General features: G+C 39.5%; 20 protein-coding genes. 16 read left to right on the forward strand and 4 right to left on the reverse strand.

Annotated features, from left to right (window positions below; all coding sequences use genetic code 11):
- The first annotated feature begins 49 nt into the window (after positions 1–49).
- The 4 genes from ACKI39_RS05240 to ACKI39_RS05255 all read left to right on the forward strand — a co-directional run bounded on the left by ACKI39_RS05240 (position 50) and on the right by ACKI39_RS05255 (position 5,033).
- A complete protein-coding gene (locus ACKI39_RS05240; RefSeq protein WP_407398335.1) occupies positions 50–1,201 on the forward strand; it encodes an AAA family ATPase in 1,152 nt (383 codons plus the stop codon).
- Positions 1,198–2,187, forward strand: coding sequence for a prolipoprotein diacylglyceryl transferase (gene lgt, locus ACKI39_RS05245; protein WP_407398337.1), 990 nt, complete (start codon positions 1,198–1,200; stop codon positions 2,185–2,187). The genes ACKI39_RS05240 and lgt overlap by 4 nt, the downstream gene beginning before the upstream one ends.
- Before the next feature lie 4 nt (positions 2,188–2,191).
- Positions 2,192–2,971: a class I SAM-dependent methyltransferase gene (locus tag ACKI39_RS05250; RefSeq protein ID WP_407398340.1), complete on the forward strand. Its 780-nt coding sequence runs from the start codon at positions 2,192–2,194 to the stop codon at positions 2,969–2,971.
- 94 nt (positions 2,972–3,065) lie between these two features.
- The gene (locus ACKI39_RS05255) at positions 3,066–5,033 is read left to right on the forward strand and encodes a glycoside hydrolase family 95 protein (RefSeq protein WP_407398342.1); all 1,968 of its coding nucleotides are present in this window, start codon (positions 3,066–3,068) and stop codon (positions 5,031–5,033) included.
- Between the two features lie 149 nt (positions 5,034–5,182).
- On the opposite strand, the gene rpiA is transcribed toward ACKI39_RS05255, so the two are convergent.
- Genes rpiA through ACKI39_RS05275 form a run of 4 tightly spaced genes read right to left on the reverse strand, consistent with a single transcriptional unit; the run spans position 5,183 to position 11,305 of the window.
- Positions 5,183–5,902: a ribose 5-phosphate isomerase A gene (gene rpiA, locus ACKI39_RS05260; RefSeq protein ID WP_407398344.1), complete on the reverse strand. Its 720-nt coding sequence runs from the start codon at positions 5,900–5,902 to the stop codon at positions 5,183–5,185.
- Positions 5,902–7,395 (reverse strand): type I 3-dehydroquinate dehydratase, encoded by a 1,494-nt coding sequence (locus ACKI39_RS05265; protein WP_407398346.1) that lies wholly within the window; start codon positions 7,393–7,395, stop codon positions 5,902–5,904. Before ACKI39_RS05265 ends, rpiA begins: the two co-directional genes overlap by 1 nt.
- 20 nt (positions 7,396–7,415) lie before the next feature.
- Positions 7,416–9,524 (reverse strand): helicase-associated domain-containing protein, encoded by a 2,109-nt coding sequence (locus ACKI39_RS05270; RefSeq protein WP_407398348.1) that lies wholly within the window; start codon positions 9,522–9,524, stop codon positions 7,416–7,418.
- Positions 9,512–11,305 (reverse strand): DNA repair helicase XPB, encoded by a 1,794-nt coding sequence (locus ACKI39_RS05275; protein ID WP_407398350.1) that lies wholly within the window; start codon positions 11,303–11,305, stop codon positions 9,512–9,514. The genes ACKI39_RS05270 and ACKI39_RS05275 overlap by 13 nt, the downstream gene beginning before the upstream one ends.
- A gap of 241 nt (positions 11,306–11,546) precedes the next feature.
- Between ACKI39_RS05275 and ACKI39_RS05280 the strand changes: the two genes are divergently transcribed.
- The 12 genes from ACKI39_RS05280 (at position 11,547) to ACKI39_RS05335 (ending at position 18,923) form a co-directional block, all read left to right on the forward strand.
- Entirely contained in the window at positions 11,547–12,191 is a 645-nt protein-coding gene (locus ACKI39_RS05280) for a hypothetical protein (RefSeq protein WP_407398352.1), read from the forward strand.
- Between the two features lie 129 nt (positions 12,192–12,320).
- Positions 12,321–13,193, forward strand: a complete 873-nt coding sequence (locus ACKI39_RS05285) for a formylglycine-generating enzyme family protein (protein WP_407398354.1) — start codon at positions 12,321–12,323, stop codon at positions 13,191–13,193.
- A 75-nt stretch (positions 13,194–13,268) separates the two neighbouring features.
- Entirely contained in the window at positions 13,269–14,270 is a 1,002-nt protein-coding gene (locus ACKI39_RS05290; protein WP_407398356.1) for a hypothetical protein, read from the forward strand.
- A gap of 139 nt (positions 14,271–14,409) precedes the next feature.
- The gene (locus ACKI39_RS05295) at positions 14,410–14,652 is read left to right on the forward strand and encodes a type II toxin-antitoxin system Phd/YefM family antitoxin (protein WP_407398358.1); all 243 of its coding nucleotides are present in this window, start codon (positions 14,410–14,412) and stop codon (positions 14,650–14,652) included.
- Positions 14,652–14,912 carry a Txe/YoeB family addiction module toxin gene (locus ACKI39_RS05300; protein ID WP_407398360.1) on the forward strand — a complete coding sequence of 87 codons (261 nt, stop codon included), beginning with the start codon at positions 14,652–14,654 and terminating at the stop codon, positions 14,910–14,912. Before ACKI39_RS05295 ends, ACKI39_RS05300 begins: the two co-directional genes overlap by 1 nt.
- A 76-nt stretch (positions 14,913–14,988) precedes the next feature.
- Positions 14,989–15,786: a DUF4846 domain-containing protein gene (locus tag ACKI39_RS05305; RefSeq protein ID WP_407398362.1), complete on the forward strand. Its 798-nt coding sequence runs from the start codon at positions 14,989–14,991 to the stop codon at positions 15,784–15,786.
- Positions 15,787–15,894: 108 nt separating this feature from the next.
- Positions 15,895–16,599, forward strand: a complete 705-nt coding sequence (locus ACKI39_RS05310) for a hypothetical protein (protein WP_407398363.1) — start codon at positions 15,895–15,897, stop codon at positions 16,597–16,599.
- Positions 16,600–16,825: 226 nt separating this feature from the next.
- The gene (locus ACKI39_RS05315) at positions 16,826–17,059 is read left to right on the forward strand and encodes an AbrB/MazE/SpoVT family DNA-binding domain-containing protein (RefSeq protein ID WP_407398365.1); all 234 of its coding nucleotides are present in this window, start codon (positions 16,826–16,828) and stop codon (positions 17,057–17,059) included.
- Positions 17,053–17,391, forward strand: coding sequence for an endoribonuclease MazF (gene mazF, locus ACKI39_RS05320; protein WP_407398367.1), 339 nt, complete (start codon positions 17,053–17,055; stop codon positions 17,389–17,391). Before ACKI39_RS05315 ends, mazF begins: the two co-directional genes overlap by 7 nt.
- A 105-nt stretch (positions 17,392–17,496) precedes the next feature.
- Complete coding sequence (locus ACKI39_RS05325; protein ID WP_407398369.1) at positions 17,497–18,084, forward strand: hypothetical protein; 588 nt, start codon at positions 17,497–17,499, stop codon at positions 18,082–18,084.
- A 112-nt stretch (positions 18,085–18,196) separates the two neighbouring features.
- The gene (locus ACKI39_RS05330) at positions 18,197–18,541 is read left to right on the forward strand and encodes a type II toxin-antitoxin system RelE/ParE family toxin (protein WP_407398371.1); all 345 of its coding nucleotides are present in this window, start codon (positions 18,197–18,199) and stop codon (positions 18,539–18,541) included.
- A gap of 106 nt (positions 18,542–18,647) precedes the next feature.
- Positions 18,648–18,923, forward strand: a complete 276-nt coding sequence (locus tag ACKI39_RS05335; RefSeq protein ID WP_407398375.1) for a helix-turn-helix domain-containing protein — start codon at positions 18,648–18,650, stop codon at positions 18,921–18,923.
- The last annotated feature ends 629 nt before the right edge of the window (positions 18,924–19,552 follow it).

Genomic DNA, 19,552 nt, shown 5'->3' on the forward strand with positions numbered 1-19,552 from the left:
AACGGGTTTCTCAATTGCTAGACCATACTATTTATGTTAAGATATTTTCATGCAGATAATACCAGTAGCCAGCGGAAAAGGCGGCGTCGGAAAAAGTCTTTTGAGTGCGAACCTTGCCATTGCGCTCGGTCAGGCAGGGAAAAGGGTCCTTTTGGTTGACCTTGACCTTGGAGCATCCAACCTCCACCTTGTTTTGGGGCACCCAGGTGCAAAGGAAGGCATAGGAACATTCCTTACGGGACAGTCCAGGTTTGAGGACATCATCCACCAGACTGACTACATGAACGTATCCTTCATTGCGGGCGATTCTGAAATTCCAGGCCTAACATCACTCAAGGTAAGCCAGAAGAATGAGCTCATAAAGAGCTTCAACAAGGTAGACGGCAACTACGACTACCTTATACTTGACCTTGGCGCAGGTACACACCTGACAATCCTGGACATGTTCCTTCTTTCACCTCAGGGAATCGTCGTTACAGCTCCTACGGTGACGGCAACTTTGAATGGTTACCTTTTCCTCAAGAACGTCGTGTTCCGCATGATGTACAACACGTTCAAGAAGGGATCTCCTGCATACAACTATCTTGAGACACTCAAAAAGGATTCCGCTTCGCTGCAGCGGCTTTACATTCCAAAGCTCATAGAGATCCTTGAGAAGGAAGACCCAGAGGCAACGGAACTCTTCAAGCGCAGGATGAAGGAATTCCATCCACGCCTTGTACTCAACATGATTGACGATCCAAAGGACGCAGAACGCGCCCACAGGATCCGACGCTCATGCCAGCAGTACCTTGACCTGGACCTGGAACACCTTGGCGTTGTATACCGTGACACACTTCAGGACAAGGCCCTTGCATCAAGGCTTCCTGTAATCGTATATAAACCTCAGTCCATCATCGGACAGGCCATATTCCGCGTGGCAGACAAGATCATTCAGTCCGAGACATTAAAGTTCGACGAAGACTATGACATGACTCAGGCAGCGGAAACTTCATTTGAAATCGCAACGGAAGAAGCAACGGATGACTTCGGTCAGAAGATGGCTTACATCGAGGAGCTTGCAGGTACTGGAGCACTCACACCAGGGGAACTTGCAGAGACTTTGAAACAGCAACAGTACGAGCTCACCGCTCTCAAGAACGAAAACAACCTCCTCAAGAAGAAGCTTCTGGAAGCGGCCGCACAGGGATTCAAGGTATGACCAACTTTCTATATGTAAACTATCCTTCATGGATCCATCCTGAGATTTTCCCAGGAGTTCCTTTGCTTGGTCTGATCCGTTGGTACGGACTAATGTATATATTTGCCTTCTCAGGAGCTTTCCTTGTCCTCAAGAAGCTGCTCAAGGAAGGTGCCCTTGATACGCCTGAAAAAAAGGCGACGGAAGACGACATATTCAGCTTCATTTCATGTGGAATCGTTTTTCTCCTCATCGGTGCGAGGGTTTTCTCCACATTGGTCTATGATACAAGCGGACTATACTGGAAAAAGCCATGGCTTATTTTCTGGCCTTTTGACACGGTGACAAAAAGATTTACGGGGCTTGCAGGAATGAGCTACCACGGAGGCTTCATCGGCGGTCTGATCGGAATGATCGTCTGGTGCAGGATCCACAGGCAGCCTGTATGGAAATGGATCGATGCTATGGTAGTTGCAATTCCACTTGGCTATACCTTTGGTCGCCTTGGAAATTTCCTCAACGGTGAGCTTTACGGAAGAATCACGACAATGCCATGGGGAGTCGTTTTCCCAAGGGCTGAACATTTTTCTTCAAGCCTTGGATGGGTGCAGGAATTTGCAGCTTCCATCGGAATGGAATTGAACAGCAAGCTTGTAAACCTTCCACGCCACCCAAGCCAGCTTTACGAGGCTTTCTTTGAAGGAATTTTCCTTTTCATCGTCCTCTGGAACCTCCGCAAGGCAAAGAAATTCGATGGATTCCTCGGTGGATGCTACACGGTCGGATACGGACTCGTTCGTTTCATAATCGAATATTTCCGTGAACCTGACGCGGACATAGGATACAGAATTTCTGCGGACGGAAGCACCGCCCTCTATACCAACACTTCACTTCTCAACATAAGCACAGGGCAGATACTCTGTTTCCTCATGATTACGGGCGGAATTGCCATCATCATCGGGACCTGGTTCTGGAACAAGAAGAAGCAGAACACCCTGCAGAAATGATCCTATGACTCCAATAGAAAAATATTACAACAAGCACAAGGAAGACCATCGCCTGACAACCAGACATGGCATGGTGGAATATCTTGTTTCAATGAAATACATCCACGACTATCTTCCAGAACATACGGAGGATTTTAAAATCGCAGACATCGGAGCTGGAACTGGACGCTACAGCGTGGCGCTTGCGAATGAAGGCTATGATGTCACTGCCGTGGAGCTCGTCAAGCACAATCTTGAAATCCTTGAAAGCAAGCATGCGAAAGTCAAATGCTGGCCAGGCGATGCAAGGGATCTTTCTTTTTTGCCCGACAACACCTTTGATCTGACGATTTTTTTCGGACCACTTTATCACCTGCACAGCGATGAAGACAGGCTCAATGCCTTCAGCGAAGTAAAGAGAATAACAAAGCCTGACGGAATAATCCTTGCGGCCTATGTAATGAACGACTACAGCGTAATAACCTACTGTTTCAGGGAAGAAAGAATGAACGGCCTTTTTGAGACGGGACACATAGACGACACCTTCCATGTAAGACCTTCGGAAGAGGAACTCTATGAGTATGTCAGGCTTGAGGATGTGGACAGGCTGAATTCCCTTGCAGGACTGGAGCGCATCAAAATCTTTTCTCCTGACGGTCCCTCCGACTACATGAGGAGGGAACTCAACGCCATGAGCGAAGAAACCTTCAGCCGCTTTGTGCGGTACCAGATGGTAAATGCAGAACGCCCAGAGCTTTTAGGGGCTGGAAGCCATTTGGTAGACATACTCAGAGTGAGAAAATAAAATTTTCCTTTCATACTCCCTGGATTCAGTCAAGGAATCCTTTGCTTTGATTTTCACGGTTTAAATTGCAACATTACTATGATAAAATGTCAGTATGAGCAAACTTATCGATAAGACACCTGCACAGAATTTCAAGGACGCCTTCCCTGTCGCAAACGGAAGAATCGGCGCAAAAGTGTACGGAAATCCAGGTCATGAAATACTTAAACTCAACGAGGAGTCCCTTTGGTCAAAGGCATTCTATGATAGAAACAACCCTCAAAGCCTTAAGGCAATAAAGGACATACGCACCCTCGTTTCCCAGGACCGCCTTGTGGAAGCACAGGAACAGGTACTCGAAAGCCTCAGTGGAATACCTAAAGAACAGGCATGCTGCTGCCCCTCTGGTGAAATACATCTGGACTTTTACGATGCAGAGCACAGCAAAAGCAAAGGCTTTGACAAGCATGATTCCTACAGGAGGGAAATAGACTTTGAGACAGGAATAGTCACATCCGAATTTTCCATCGAGTCTTCCATCTCTGGTGAAAAGGATTTTTCAAGGGGTTCATCTGACAGATCCATCACCTACACACGGGAATGCTTTGCCAGTGGCAGCGGCAACGTTCTTGTCTACCACATCTCATCAAGCGTTCCAAAAAGCATCTACTTACGTGCTTCCATAGTGAAATCTGGATGCGCAAAAAAGTATGCCCTTACCAACGACACCATTTCTGTCCTTGATGTAAACGGTTTTCCCTCATGCATAATGATGACGGCAGTTGCTTCTGGAGGAGCGGTTTCCGTAAAAGGTGAATACCTTGTCGTTGAAAAGTCAGACTATGTTACCCTTTACATCGATGTTGAGACGGGATACAGAAGAGGCCACTTCAGGTCAAAGCAGGGCGATGTCCACAAGAAACCTCTTGCGGCGGCTTCAAAATGCGCAGACCTCGCCCTCAAGAGAATCTGCTTTGCATCTGGAACTTCATACGAAAACCTTAAGTCAGACCATATTGCGGATTGGTCCTCATGGAATTCCCAGGCAATTCTTTCCATCGACGGGAAGGAAAACCCTGAGTGGGAATATGCAAAATACAAGCTCCTTTGCGACCTCCATCCTCAGGCAACCCTTCCAAAGACAAAGTATGGACTTTGGTCGGAAAATGGAGGAGAGAGATTCTGTCTGACCGACAATTCCATCTATAGGCACGCCGCAGGAATGGCAGGCCTTTCAAGGCTCAACGGAACCCTCTTTAAATTTGCAGCAAGACTTTACAGGCACGGAAAGGCGACCTCAGAATCGATGTATGGTTCCGAAGGTTTTGTGTGCCATGGTTCAACAGACATCTGGGGTGATGCCGCACCATGTGGAACAGACCTTTCGACTTCCTATTCTCCTCTGGGCGCACTTGCTTTTGCAAAGGCTCTGATTGAATACTATGAATATACACTGGACATGAAGGTTCTGAAAAAATATTTCAAAATCCTGAAGGCAGCTTCCACATTCTTCCTGAACCAGCTTGTTCCTGTCGATGAAAAAAAGCACCTCGTCCTTACCCCTGCATTCACCGAATCCTGCATGGCGGAAAATTCAAGGGAGGATTCCATAGCCATAAGGGACATTTTTGCACTTACCCTCCGCGCAATGAAATACCTTGGTAAAAATTCAGATTCCCTGGCATTTGACATTTCCGATGCAGAGAAAAAGCTGGATGTAGCTGAATGCCAGAGTGCAGAAAATAGAACAACCGACACCGAAGATTTTGACGGTTGGCTTTGTTCTGCAAGGGATTCCATCATCAAGTGCAGGATGAACAACGGCAGGGTTGAAATAACGCTTCTTGAATCAATTCCTGAAGACTGGAAAAACGGTTCGCTCAAGAACGTTCAGCTTATGGGAAACATCACATGCGACATCGAATGGAAGGACCTGAAGCTTGAAAATGCATTGCTCCATGTAGAACCAGGCATCGCCTTCTGCAAAAATCTTTTCATCATCTATGAAGGCAAGGGGTATGAAACCCATCTTTCAGGTGACGGAACTTTGGATGTAAGAAACATCCTTCCATCGACAATCTGACATATCTAGCGGTTGCTCAATTCGGGCAGCCGTTTTTTTTGTCGATGAATCTACGATCTAAGTGCAGCTAAATGAAAAACAGGGATGACAAAGCCACCTCAGGCAGTGCCTCCCTGTTTTATGCTTTTGGGACATCCAGCGGAATCCGATCAGCGGCGAACCACGGAACCGTCTTCCTTTGCGATGAATGCCACAGGCTTGTTCTTTGTGAAGAAACCGCATTCAACGACACCTGTGATTGCATCGATCTTATCTTCCATTTCGGCAGGGTCTACTGGAGACTTCCATACGCAGTCAACGATCATGTTACCGTTGTCTGTGATTACAGGCCCTGCTTTTTTTACGCCTTCGCGCACTGTACATGTTGCACCGAGTTTTTCAAGGGCCTTGATTACAGGAACACGGGCATCGGCGATGATCTCCACAGGAAGAGGAAATTTTGTTCCGAGTGTATCAACATCCTTTGAGCCGTCTGCTACGATTGCAAGAAAACCTGCATTGTATTCAACGATCTTTTCACGGAGGTGAGCTGCACCGCCGCCCTTGATGAGGTTGTTCTTCTGGTCAATTTCATCCGCACCGTCGATTGCAAGGTCAAGGTGACCTTCGATTGCCTTATCATTAAGGGTGTAGACTGGAATACCGTATTCTTCGCAGGCAAGCTGTGTCTGGAAACTTGTTACGACAGCCTTGACATCCTTGAGTGTTCCGTCGGCAATGCGTTCCGAAAGGCGCTTAACTGCAGGCATTGCAGTTGATCCTGTTCCAAGACCGATCTTCATTCCGCTGAAAATTTTTTCTTCAGCAATCAATGTGTCCACTGCTGTTGTGGCAGCGAGCACTTTCTGTTCATCCTTTGAAATACCCATTAGTATTCATCTCCTGTAAATAATTCAAACTGCTTGTACCCCTGGTAACGAAGCATGTAGTATCCGTTGCAGACATGGCAACCGGCAGCCTTTGCACGGGCCATCACCGGTGTAACTTCCGGCATGTAGACGATGTCAAAGAGAACTTCCTTTCCAGAAAATTCATAGAAATATATTGGATCATTTTCTGCATTGGCACTTTCCTTGCAGTGCATTCCCTTTGAAGTTGTCTGTATGATTATGTCTGAATATTTTCGTAGAAGCTTGCCAGCCTCAGGTGAAAGTGGACCGTATTCAAAATCATATTTTTCCGCAAGGGCCTTTGCCTTTCCGAGCGTGCGGTTGAATACACAGGCTTTTGCCCCAGCCTTGTGAACTGCGTATGCGATTGCCTTTGCAGCTCCTCCTGCACCGATGATGGCGACCTTCTTATGCTTAAGGTTTTTGAGCTCTGTAAATTCAAAAAGTGATCTTGCAAATCCGTCTGCATCGGTGTTGTAACAGGACCACTTACCTTCATCGAGAACCATGGTGTTGCTTGCACCGATATCCAGAACTTCTGGAGAAATGAAACTTGCCTTCTCCAGAACCGCTTCCTTGTGGGGAACCGTAATTGAAAATCCCTGCACCCCGACGGTCTCTGCAAAATTCATTGCCTGCTCAAAATTCTCCGCAGGGAATGGAATATAAACAGAATTCATATCGTGGCGGTTATAGCCTGTGTTATGAAGTTCTGGGCTTGAAGTTCCAGACAGAGGCCAACCAGTAATTCCAAATATTTTTGTATTCTCGTTGATGCTCTTGATTCTATAGATCTCATTCAGTTTTACAGCATCAAGATGGGCGATGTTTGCCGTATTGGCGATGGATTCAGGAGAAGAAGTATAGGTCAAAAAATTCTTGAGTTTGTTTCCGAGGATTCTTGAAGGGATTCCCATAGGTCCCATGGCAAGAAGGATGTGGTTGTTGTCACGAAGTTTGGATGCTTCCTTGAAAAGATTTGTAACATCATCAAGACTGTGCGGCATGAAGGCGATCTTAGGAATTTCAAATCCAGAAGTTGTCATCTGCTTGAGCTTTCCGATCACATCAGAGACAGGATTATGCATGTCATGGAAGCTTCTGATTACCTTTGTATCGAACGCAAGGGTTGCATCCTCAAGGCTTGGAATATGGAAATCTTCCTCAAAGTCAACATAGGCAAAATTCTGGGACTTGTCCTCGTCGGCAAAGGAAAGTGCGCGTGCAAAGAGAACTGTACGGGCAGCCTCACCTTCAACGAATTTTCCACCGTCTATCTGTCTACGGATTGTCAGGATGCAAGGAATTCCTGCAAGGGATGGGAAACGGCGCACATAAAGACGTTCATCTGTATTAAGATAGTCGACACGAAGCTCTGCCATGTCAATCTTGTCCCTGTATTTTTCAAGGGTATCAAGGTTCTCCTTGATTGTTGTTCCTGTCAAGGTAAGACAAATCTTTGGTCTTTCCATTTTTTTGTACTCCGTCTTTTTTATTTTTGTCTGCGAAGAGAAAGAGCATTCCTGATCTTTCTTACGCGTGAAATTTTTGCTATTTCTATCTCAATGTCAGTAATTTCATTTGTATCCTTGTCTTCCACAGAAAGGAATACAACAGGAATTTCTGTATTCTTTACGATTCCCTTAGGAATGCCAAGTATGATTTCATCATGCCCCGTAAGCTCAAGCTCCACAAGGGAATTCTTCTGGATGGCGCTTTCAAGAACATGGACCTTGCCCGTAAAGTTCATGCCGAAGGCTTCCATCAATTCAAAGCGAACGCTTTCAGGTCTAAGCTGATCTTCTTCAATGATAATTCTACGCGCAATTCTGTCAAGCAAGCCGTCCTTCTGGTCGCTTGTTGTTTCCATTCCATCGAGGATCGACTTGAACCTATCGAGGATTCCAACACGCACCTTGCTGTCGATGATGAATCTGCCAATACCGCCGTCATCAAGGGAAACCGAAGTTCCCTTTGCAGGAGGAAGCCCCATGACTTCATCTTCCTTGTGCACTGATCTTATCCTTCCGTTTACATCGATTCCTGTTTTTTTAATCGCATCCTGAGCTTCAGCATCACTGATGAAATCAAGAAGGTATACTCCTGGTGCAAGAATTTCCCTGATGTGAGCGCTGAAAAGAGGATTGTTTTCGGCTCTGTAGGCATTGTCCTCCGAAAGCTTGAGTACATAGCCTTTGTATAATGAAGCTGAACCATAGGACAGAGCCCATTCATCAAGGGAAACCTTAAGGTTCTGTGGAAGAGGAAACGAGGAATACCTTGAAAGGATTTCTTCCATGCTTTCCTTTGTATATCCAAGGTCAAATCCGCGTATTGCGGACTGTCTGTTTATCTCAAAGTTGCTGGTCACATCGCAGCGGACGACATCAAGGAATTTTACCAGCGGAATGAATTCTCCCGTAGTAAGCCCTGGAAGAATCGTAACGGTGTATCCTGTATCAACACTCAGGACTTTTCTGTCCATGGCAGTATTTTCCTGGTAGCCGTCAGATTCCGTGTAGACCAACTGGCTGCCATCACTGGTACTGCCCCTGACAGACATGAGTCCAAAGGCAATGGCACTGTCTATCATGGATTCAATCATTGCGGAACCAAGGTTCTCATCTTCCCTGGAACCTGAGCCTGAAAGAATTCTAGAAAATCTTCTTGTACTGAAATCCTCATCTCCGCTTTTTTCCTTGATCAGGAACGCAACGGCAAACAGCTTTTCCTTTGTAAAATATTTCCCTCTGGCAAAATCAATGGTGCTCGCAAAGAATGATGCATTTGAAACCAGAGCACGGCGGGAAAAGACTCCTGCTCCCGCAGCACATAGATATACTGCCTGGCTTTTGAACGGAAGCTCACAGAATGCCTCAAGCCTCTTCCAGTCTGGTTCCCAGCCCTTGCCGTCATCAAGCTCGCGAAGGAGCACCAGATTCCTCATGCCTATGAAAAGCCTTGCGAAAATTTCCGTGGATTCAATTCCACAGATTTCCTTAAGGTCGGAATCGGTCTTCTTTTTAAGGTCACCGTTTGCCTTGCAGAAATCAGGATGGGACAGAACATAGGAGATGAACACGGCGATAATCTGTGGAGTTAAAGTCATACCACCTGGCAAAACCTCTGACTCAGGCTTTTCTTCCTCTGCAATAAGATTTCCAAGTTCAAGAACCTTTTCTAGCTCTTCCTCAAGGTGGGGATTCAAGGCTATGGACTTCTTTCCAGTCGTCTTGTTTTCACGGTTGTAGATTATGAGGCGTTCTTCAAGGCTTGCTATTTCTTCATAGAGATCACCCTGGCTCATGGCAGGCACAAAGAATTTCTCAAGCTTGGTCACATCCACTTCTGGAATGAAACGCACTGCAGTAAGAATCTTTATATCCACCTCATCAAGATATGCAACGAGGGTTTCCTTGTTTTCTTTTTTGCGAAGAATCACACTCAACTCTTCTATCAGCTTAGGCTTGTTGTATGGAGTCTTGATTTCTCCAAGATACATGTGGATTACATCAAAGAAATAATCGTCTGGAAGAGAAGTAAAACTTTCGCGCCATTCAATTATGCGCTCTACTTTTGGATCAAGCTTCACAATCCACATCCTTCAAGCGCCAATGGCTCGTCCAGTTCGTCAAAGCTGCTCTTGTCGTTGTATCTGATGATCCTGTAGCTGTACCCCTGTTCCGCAAGGAACTTCTGGCGGTTTGTGCCGAAATCTTCTTCCACAGAATTTTTTGTGATCAAGGTAAAGAATCTTGAAGTCCTCTCTTTTGGACGGAGAATTCTTCCAAGTCTCTGGGCCTCTTCCTGACGGCTTCCGAAAGTTCCGCTTACCTGAATGGCAATGCTTGCATCCGGAAGGTCGATGGCAAAATTTGCAACCTTGCTTACAACAAGGACATGTATGTTGCCTGCACGGAAATCGGCGTATATCTTGTCGCGTTCGGCATTCTTTGTCTTTCCCGTAATGATCGGCGCACCTAGTTCCTTTGAAAGTTCATCCAGCTGGGAAAGAAACTGCCCTATGACAAGGATCTTGTCTTCTGGATATTTTTCAACCAGTTCCTTTACGATCTGAACCTTGAGTGGATTTTCACTTGCTATGCGGTGCTTTTCGCGGGTTGCGGCAACTGCATATTCAATTTCACGGTCCATCGGGAGGCCAAAGCGAACTTCAACACATTCTGCAGTTGCAATCCATTTGGCTTTTTCAAGCTCTTTCCACGGAACATCGTAGCGCTTAGGACCAACAAGGGAGAAGACATTTCCTTCGCATCCGTCTTCGCGAACCAAAGTTGCAGTAAGGCCTACACGACGCACAGCCTGGATTTCTGCCGCAACACGGAATACTGGAGCTGGCAGCATGTGGACCTCGTCATAGATTATGAGGCCCCAGTTGTTCTTTCTGAAAAGATCAAAATGAGGATAAGGACCTGTCTTTTCTGGTCTCCAGGTAAGGATCTGATATGTTGCAACAGTTACAGGAGAAATTGTCTTTGATTCCCCCGTGTATTCTGAAATCTGTTCCTTTGTAAGGTCCGTCTTGTCCAGAAGCTCGTCAATCCACTGATGGACTGCCGTAATGTTTGTAGTGACAATCAATGTGTTGGTCTTGAGCATGGACATGATGGTCATGCCGACGATTGTCTTGCCCGCACCGCAAGGAAGAACGATGGTTCCAAAACCGGTGCCAGGACCCTTGTCGCCAACGAAGGCTGCAGCACCTTCCTTCTGGTATCCGCGGATTTCAAAAGGCTTTCCTGCAGCAGTTGTTTTCCTAAGGTTTATTTCAAGGGGAGCTCCGTCAACAAGAGGAACATCATCCTTAACAGGCCATCCCAATTTCAGAAGGTTCTGCTTTACTGTTCCGCGGTCAACAAGCAAAAGGCGGAAGCAGAATTTCTTTTCGTCTTCCGTAAGTTCAACGCTTGCATTTTCTGGCGCAACATAATCGCATGGAACCAGCTGTTTCCTTGCATAAGGATTTGCTTCTATCTGCTTGAAAACGAAAGGAGAAGTTGAGACCAGATAAAGGAATTCTTCTTCCTGACCATTTTCATTTTTTTCTTTTGGAGCTTCCACAAGACGAAGCTTGCCGAATTTTTCCGCCGTCTCGGAAATCCATACTCCCACAGCCTGAGGAATTTCATAACGTGAAAATTCCCTTAAAGTTTCCAAAGCCTGTGCGCCCGTAAAACCTGCACTTGCGGCATTCCAAAGCGAAAGTGGAGAAATCTGGTATGTATGGAGGTGTTCAGGAGAACGGATAAGTTCAGCAAAAGGAATCAATGCGTTGCGGCACTCTTCTGCCCTTGGTGCATGAACATCAAGCAGAAGCGTCCTGTCAGACTGAACTATAAGCGGATTCTCGGCATTTATCATAAATAGCAATTATATATTGAATTGCCGAAGTCTACAATAAACATAGAGATAAATTGAAGTTGATGGCAGTAGATTTGTAACTTATGCGGATACAGATGTCACCATAGAAGCGGATTATATTTACATATATAATGAGGAAATATCCGTATCTATTAAATTTTATGCTGTCAAAAACAGTGAGGATAGTTAGAATTTTTGTCATGTGGATTGCCCACTGGTGCACTTTTTGAGGAGAAAATATATGGCTATAGAAAATTTAATAGAAAGCAGATTGAAGAATCCGAATGCTAATTTGTGTGATAAAAAAAATATTAAAGAATCCTTTCGGAAAATAAAAAAATACGTGCTTGTTGATAATGAATACAATCTGATATTCTATGCTTCAACAGAATATAATCAGTATTTTTATTATGCTTTTAAATGTGATAATACGAAAGAAGACATAGAAGAAGTAAATATAAAAATCAGCCATATTACAGAAGACTCACCATGCTATGATTTATTCTGGAAAGTTTTTCCTGAATTAAAAGGGCAACATAATAATGGATATTTTTATAAACTGGAATATTCTCAGTATTATGATTATTCTATTCTTAATGAAGAATTAGAAAGAATTCAAAATAAAATTAATTTTTTAAATTATGATAATGCCCTTGAAAAAAGCCTTGAGTCTGTTTTAGCAAATATGGACTATTACATTGATTCATATGATGAAAACGCTTGGGATCAGCTGCATGAAATAAGTAGAAGTCTTTCGGAAATTGATTTCTTAAATGATATGGATTTTCTAATAATTTCAAAGAATTATAAAATAAGAAATTGGTATAAATTTTACTTAGATGGATGTTCATTCGTAAGCGTAAACTCATTGCAGCTGGGTAAATAGTTTTTCTAATGTAAAATCGATGGGGAATATATCACATAACAAGCAGTTCAAAGCAGATTTGCGGACAAGCCGCAAACTGTTTAAGATTATGATATGCTCACACGCCACTGGCGTGATTATGAAAAATATATGAAAAAAATAATTTTAATATTAACAATAGGTTTATTTTTTATTTCATGTCAGAAAAAACAAGTTCCAGTTGAACAGGAACAAGAAAAAGTTACACCTTTGAATATGGTTTACATTGAAGGTGGAGCCTTTATGATGGGATATACTGACTATGAGAATGTAAACGGAATAATTCAGCTTTGTTCAGTACCAAGAAAAGTAACACTTGATGACTTTAAGATGAGCACTACGGAAATAACTCAAAGCCAGTATAAACAGCTTATGGGCGAAAGAGACGATTATGACTTCTATAGTCCAGATTATCCTGTGGAACTTATTACATGGTACGAGGCTGTAGAATTTTGTAACCGTTTGAGTGAAAAAGACGGCTTTGAAAAATGCTATTCTTTTGATGGAGAAGATGTTTCATGTAATTTTTCTGCAGATGGTTATAGACTTCCTACGGAAGCAGAGTGGTATTATGCTGCAATCGGAGGAAAATATGACGAAGGTTTTTCCTTTAGTGGAAGTAACAATTCAAGGGAAGTCGATGCGAAAATGATTAAATATGATCTTTCTCCTGTTGCAACAAAGAAATGTAATCAGCTTGGTTTATATGATATGACGGGTAATGTATATGAATGGTGTTGGGATTGGTTTGATTTTGATGAATTTTTATACGACACTCCGTTAACGAATCCAAAAGGACCTGAAAATAAAGACCATAAAATAACTAATAAGGTGATAAAAGGCGGAGATACTATGAACCTACGAATGATTAAATATAGGGAGTATTCAGATGCAAAAACAGGATTAACTGATGTTGAAGATGAAACTTGTGTGCATTTAGGTTTTCGAGTTTGCCAGTCAGTTGTAAAGGACAGTATTAAATAAGTATCATGACCTGTTTTAGGGGAAGAGCTTCAAACAAAGTACTTTGTGTTGTAAGAATTATAAGTGAGTAAAAAAATGAGTGAAAAAAAATTAAGACCAACCCTGGACGATTATATTCTAAACGTAAAGGATTCTTATAAATACTTTTGTCAGAAAGATCATGAAAATAAAAATATTCCTGAATTTTGGACATATTGGGAACAAAAGATGTTAACTGCAATGACAACTGTATATTCTAATGTACTTCACGATTATTTAGCAGAACAAATGAAGGTTGCATTAAAAAATAATGAATTTGAAAAATTACGTGCAATGATGTATCAGTCAACATTTTTAGAAAATGCGCCAACAGGTCTTACATGTGGGTGTGATCATATCAGAAGATTCTATGAATCAATGAATTATATTGCAAGCCTTGGATTTTCTTCTGTTTATAGATGTTTTCCTGAAGGTATTCCTCTGAGTTCAAATGGGTATAACGGTTCAAGTTTAAATGTAAATCTTTTGCTTTGTATTTTATATAATACACTTGAAAAAAAACTGTACGATGAGTCTGTTATAATCAAAAGAACAGAAAAACAGTTTTTAAAAAAAGGCGACAAAGTAATTGTTGATACAACAAGATGTCTTCTTGGTATTTTGAAACATGATGTTGGAATGTTTAACATTGGATTGAAAGGTATCATTACAAATTATAACCGTCAGGATTTAAATTCAAGCGAAAAGGTTTTATGTCAGTACGCTGTCGGTCTTGTTGTAATTGCAAAGAAATTTCTATCGCAAGATGAATTTAATTCTGTTGAATATCCTGATGCAAAGAACTTTTCAAAACAATACTGCGAATATATTGTATCAAAAGATACTTTTGAGCCAAAAACTTTTTTTGAATATCATGATGAACTTTCTCCGCTTAATCAGATCGCACTTACACCTATTCCGATTACAAGACTTCATAAACCATATTTTAATAAACCGGGATATTCTAAAAAAGAACAGAATGAAAATTATCTTGATGTACAACGTATGGCTTTGGAATTTACAATGGAATACAGAAAGCTTTTTGGGCTGGAAAAATGATCTAAAATTTTTAATGATTATTATATCTAAGAAAAGCATAACGTGCTTTTCAAAGCTGACATAGCGGTTAAGCCGCCGTGTCGACTTCTTGACAAAGCGTACGATTAATCGTACGCTTTATTTGTATAGAGGTAATTTTATGGCAGTAATGACAGCAACAGCAGCAAGAACAAATTTATATAATCTCATTGATCAGACAAAAGATTTTCACGAACCAATCATAATTTCTGGAAAAAGAAACAATGCGGTTTTAATTTCAGAAGAAGACTGGAATTCAATTCAGGAAACATTATATCTTTGTTCAATTCCAGGAATGAGAGAATCAATACTTGAAGCAAGTAAAGAACCTTTGGAAGAAAGTGTAAAGGAATTAGACTGGTAATGTGGATTGTAGTTTATTCAAAACAGGCTGTAAAAGACAGTAAGAAAATTGAACAGTCTAATTTAAAAGAAACTGTAAAGAAGTTGATTGAAGTTCTTAAAAATGATCCGTTCCAAAATCCTCCGCCTTATGAAAAATTGATTGGAGATTTAGCAGGAAAATATTCAAGAAGAATAAACATTCAGCACAGATTGGTTTACGAAGTTTTTATGGAACAAAATACAGTTCGAGTTTTAAGAATGTGGACTCATTATGAGTAAGAAATAAAACCTCACTGTTTTCAAAGCCGACAAAAACTTTGTCATGTGGGTTGCCCACTGGTGCACGAGAGGTAAAATGAAAAAAATTATATTATTTACTATACTGATTTCTTTTACTGTTAATTTTTATTCTCAGAATATTAATAAAAATGAAAATTCTATTATTGAAAGGTTTACTCTTCCTGATGACTACGAAAGAATTTCTGTAGAAGATAATTCTTTTGCTGAATATCTTAGAAAATATCCATTGAAAAAATATGGTTCTCCAGTTTTGTTATATAATGGAGAGGAAAAAAGAAATAAAGTATATGTTTCGGTTTTTGATTTTCCATTGTTAAAAACAGACTTGATTCAATGTGCTGATGCTGTAATTAAATTAAGAGCAGAATATTTATATAAAAATAAAAAGTATTCGGAAATTAAATTTCATATTACAAATGGAATGCTTGTTCCTTTTGAACGTTTTATTAATGGCGAAAGAGTTATTGTTTCTGGAAATAAAACAGCTTGGAAAGAAGGTTATAAAAAAGGAACTTCAAGCGATGTTTTTGATGAGTATTTAAAATTTGTTTATTCCTATGCAGGAACTTATTCTCTTTCAAAAGAAGCAAATCCAAAATCAATAGAAAATATTATTCCAGGAGATTTTTTTATTTATGGTGGGAGTCCAGGCCATGTTGTTTTAGTTCTTGATATTGCAATTAATAAAATAACTGGAAAAAGAATAATGTTGCTTGGGCAAAGTTATATGCCTTCACAGGAATTTCACATATTAAAAAGTTATGAGAAAATAAGTCCTTGGTATTATATTGAAGATGATATATTGGAAACTCCTGAATGGACTTTTGACAAAGGAAGTTTAATGGGATTTTAGGAATAACACATAACACGCATTTTCAAAACCGATGTCAAGGACAAGCCTTGCCATGGTTTAAATGCAAGTTACACGGACGCCCGCACTGGGGCGCTAAGGGGAAAGAAATTGAAAAAAATTTTTATTATAATATTTGTATTGTCATTTTTTATTCCGTCTTGTTTATCAAAACCTTTCCCAAAAGTAGATAATGTCAAAATTGTTCAGGACTATTATGATCAGTTTTATGACGAAAGAATTTCTGCTTTAATTTATGATGGCACCCCTGATGAAATAAATAAACTTGTTGCCAAAATTCAAACTGCACAAACTACCAGTATTATGTTTGTTATAAAAGAAGCTTTAATTGACGGAGAATTCTCTGTTGATTTTTATCAGAATAATGAAAATATCCTCAGTTATAGAATTTTTAATTCACAAAATGCATATGATAAGATAAAACATAGATATAAAAAAATAAGAGCCATCGATTTAATTCCTAATAAAATTCAAAACTTACATCAAAACATTCCAGTTGGTACTGAAATGTTTACTCGTGAAGATTTTTTTAAGAATTGCTCAGAAATGACAATCAAAAGTATTTTTGGTGATATGAAAGAAGTCTCATCATTTATTTATTCAGAAGATTATTTCCCTTCAACAGAAATAGAACCTGATTATCATAAATATTTAGATAAAAGCTATCATGGCAAAACAGTTAGAGTTTTATCTGGCAGGAAGAATAATAAAAATATTGTTCTTTGGCTATATGAGGAAAATGAAATCTGGAAATGTTTTAGTTCTGTTGAATTTACAGACAATATACACTTTTAATATTTGAATGTTTTCTAATATAGTCAAGCTCGATAAAAAAAATTAATGAGATTATGAGTTTGGACGAGGAATCTGTTGTATAATTTGGAATGATGCCTTGAAGGAATATAATTTGATATAAGCTATTATTCTTTTCAATATTATTGAATGTACGGCAGGTCAAGCCTGCCTTTTTTATTTGACTTATGAGTATACAATGTATATACTGCAATTATTGGAGGACACTATGCAGGCAGTTATTCAGAAATGGGGAAACAGTTTAGGTTTTAGAATTCCTTCGCTTTGGGCTAAGGATAATGAAGTGTCTGTTGGATCAAAAGTTGAAGTTATAGCAGAAAAAGGAAAAATGATAATTTTGCCTCAAAAAAAGACTTTGGAGAATATGATGGCTATGGTAACTGATGAAAACCTTCATTCAGAAATTGAAACTGATTCAGCAGTAGGAAATGAAGAATGGTAAATAATTCATTTGTTCCAGAAAAAGGCGATTTAGTTTGGCTTGAATTCAGTCCACAAGCCGGACATGAGCAGCAAGGTCACCGACCAGCAATTTGTATTTCTCAAAAATTATATAACCAGAAAACAGGACTAGCTTTATTTTGTCCAATTACCAGCCATATAAAAGGTTACCCTTTTGAAGTAGTTCTTTCCAATCATTCAATAAATGGCTGTATTTTAAGTGATCAGGTTAAAAATCTTGATTTTGGTCAGCGAAAATGCAGTTTCATAGAAAAAGCTTCAGCAGACGAAATAAATTCTGTTGTTGAAAATGTAAAATTAATGATTGAATAATAACACATAACAAGCATTTCAAAACCGACTTCGGGTCGAGCCAGTTGCGGTTTAAGATTATGTTATGTGGACGCCAGCACTGGGGCGCTTTCCGAAGGAGAAAAAATGAAAAATCGTATTGAAAGAATTCAGTTTTTTATATTTTATTTAGTTGTTTTTTGTTTATTATGTTCTTTTAAAACAAATAAAAGTGTTTTGTCTGAAACAATAAAAAATAAAAATGTCAAAAAAGAAAAATTAGTTTTCTTTGATTTAAAAGAATACAATGAATCAGGTTTATTAATCTTTGAGAAATGGGATGATGGATATGAATGTAAATATTTTTACGATGATAATAATAATTTAATATCATCTGAACAAAATACAGGAATAAATACAACTTTAGAAAAAATTGATGAAAACACAATTATTGAATATTGGAGCAATGGAATAGTAAAAAAGTACGAATACAATAATGGAAAATTAATAAAAGAATATTGGTCTGAAGTTGATTTTATAGAATATTTTTATGATGAAAATGGAAATGAAAAATCATATAAATCAACTTATGGTAAAATTAGTTGGAATGAATATAATGATAAAAATTTATTGATTTATAGAAAGGATTCAAATAATAATGAATACTTTTTTGATTATGAATTTTGGACAAGTGGGACAATAAAGAAAAGAATTAATTATAAATTAATCAAATAAATCACATAACAAAGGTTATAACGACACGCCCACTGGGCGTGGAAGAGAAAAATAATTTTGACAAGGGGCTGTCTAATAAGTATTTATGCTAGCGGTCATTGAGCCTGTCGAAATGACCAAGATACCAGCTATGGTGGTTTCGACAAGCTCAACCACCACAAAACATACTTTTGGGACAACCCCTTTTTTTATGGATGAACAGAGTTATCTAATATATGAAGGTCCTTGTTTCAGAATAGAATGGTTCTATGATGAAAATGGAAAGAGTCAGGCATATGAATATTTTTTAGGAACTTCAGATTCACAGAAACGAAAGTTTTTGATGCTTGTAAAAAGAATGGGAGATTCTGGTAAAATATTTGATAAAACAAAATTTAATAATGAGTTGGATCAGATTTATGCATTTAAACCTAAACCTGATAAATATTTGTGTTTCTTTTTCATTGGAAAAAAATAATTGTAACAAATACGTTTTGTAAAAAATGTGAGAAACTTCCACCAGCTGAAAAAGAAAAAGCACTAAAAGCAAAAGCTGATTATGAATCAAAACATAAGGAGAAATAATTATGGAATCAACATTTGATAAATTTATAAATAATAATCCTAAACAGAAAGCTAAGTTTGAAAAAGAATATAATGATTTTCTCTTATCAGAATTTATTCTGGAAAAAATGGAAGAAGAAAATATATCGGTAAGGGAACTTGCGAAAAAAGCAGATGTTTCTCCCACAGTAATTCAGAAAATGCGAAAAAGTGAGACAGCTGAAAAAATTAGTTATAGTACTTTAGTCTCCGTAATTAATTCACTTGGATATAAATTGAATATACAGAGAATGTAAAACGCTATAACACAGTTTTCAAACTCCGACACGCGGTTAGAGCCGCGTGCGGTTTAAAATAATGATATGCTCACACACCACTGGCGTGGTTGTAAAGTAAAAGTATGCGACATTCGTCGCTTGATAAAAAATACTTAATAATCAATAATTGCTGGTAGAAACAAATAAAGAAAATTTCTAAGAGAAATTTCTTTTTGATTATTGACTATAATGTATTTTAATTCCGAACAATTCTTTTAAAATCTGTTTGAACTATATTATCAATGTCGTAAAAACAAAAGATATTCTTTTGGGGCTTTGACTTTTGAAGTTGACTATGAAAATAATCTTATGCAGCTTTATCGGGAACTGCAGGCAAGAACATGGCATCCGGGAAGCTGCAACTGTTTTATTGTAGAAAAACCAGTTAAGAGGGAAATTTTTGCTTCTCCTTTTAAAGATAGAATTGTTCATCATCTTTTGATTTCAGAACTTGAATCCTGTTTTGAATGTCAACGCCGGCGAGAGATTTCCTGAATTTGCCGATTTCAGATTTCCGGTTTTAGGCAAAAAAAATATATTAATCGAAGCCGACGGCTCCGACCTTCATGCGGTCCTTCATCCTGTAGGAATCCGCCTGCAGGCTAATT

Origin of the sequence: Treponema sp. (genome assembly GCF_045641405.1) — a bacterium.
Classification (GTDB): domain Bacteria; phylum Spirochaetota; class Spirochaetia; order Treponematales; family Treponemataceae; genus Treponema_D.

Excerpts from the sequence above, each read along its gene's own strand:
- ACKI39_RS05295 (WP_407398358.1), top strand. The coding sequence starts at position 14,410 with ATGGCAGTAATGACAGCAACAGCAGCAAGAACAAATTTATATAATCTC.
- ACKI39_RS05250 (WP_407398340.1), top strand. The coding sequence starts at position 2,192 with ATGACTCCAATAGAAAAATATTACAACAAGCACAAGGAAGACCATCGC.
- rpiA (WP_407398344.1), bottom strand. The coding sequence starts at position 5,902 with ATGGGTATTTCAAAGGATGAACAGAAAGTGCTCGCTGCCACAACAGCA.
- ACKI39_RS05290 (WP_407398356.1), top strand. The coding sequence starts at position 13,269 with ATGAGTGAAAAAAAATTAAGACCAACCCTGGACGATTATATTCTAAAC.
- ACKI39_RS05300 (WP_407398360.1), top strand. The coding sequence starts at position 14,652 with ATGTGGATTGTAGTTTATTCAAAACAGGCTGTAAAAGACAGTAAGAAA.
- ACKI39_RS05240 (WP_407398335.1), top strand. The coding sequence starts at position 50 with ATGCAGATAATACCAGTAGCCAGCGGAAAAGGCGGCGTCGGAAAAAGT.
- ACKI39_RS05280 (WP_407398352.1), top strand. The coding sequence starts at position 11,547 with ATGGCTATAGAAAATTTAATAGAAAGCAGATTGAAGAATCCGAATGCT.
- ACKI39_RS05275 (WP_407398350.1), bottom strand. The coding sequence starts at position 11,305 with ATGATAAATGCCGAGAATCCGCTTATAGTTCAGTCTGACAGGACGCTT.
- ACKI39_RS05325 (WP_407398369.1), top strand. The coding sequence starts at position 17,497 with ATGAAAAATCGTATTGAAAGAATTCAGTTTTTTATATTTTATTTAGTT.
- ACKI39_RS05330 (WP_407398371.1), top strand. The coding sequence starts at position 18,197 with ATGACCAAGATACCAGCTATGGTGGTTTCGACAAGCTCAACCACCACA.
- ACKI39_RS05315 (WP_407398365.1), top strand. The coding sequence starts at position 16,826 with ATGCAGGCAGTTATTCAGAAATGGGGAAACAGTTTAGGTTTTAGAATT.
- ACKI39_RS05265 (WP_407398346.1), bottom strand. The coding sequence starts at position 7,395 with ATGGAAAGACCAAAGATTTGTCTTACCTTGACAGGAACAACAATCAAG.
- ACKI39_RS05305 (WP_407398362.1), top strand. The coding sequence starts at position 14,989 with ATGAAAAAAATTATATTATTTACTATACTGATTTCTTTTACTGTTAAT.
- lgt (WP_407398337.1), top strand. The coding sequence starts at position 1,198 with ATGACCAACTTTCTATATGTAAACTATCCTTCATGGATCCATCCTGAG.
- ACKI39_RS05270 (WP_407398348.1), bottom strand. The coding sequence starts at position 9,524 with ATGTGGATTGTGAAGCTTGATCCAAAAGTAGAGCGCATAATTGAATGG.
- ACKI39_RS05285 (WP_407398354.1), top strand. The coding sequence starts at position 12,321 with ATGAAAAAAATAATTTTAATATTAACAATAGGTTTATTTTTTATTTCA.
- ACKI39_RS05255 (WP_407398342.1), top strand. The coding sequence starts at position 3,066 with ATGAGCAAACTTATCGATAAGACACCTGCACAGAATTTCAAGGACGCC.
- mazF (WP_407398367.1), top strand. The coding sequence starts at position 17,053 with ATGGTAAATAATTCATTTGTTCCAGAAAAAGGCGATTTAGTTTGGCTT.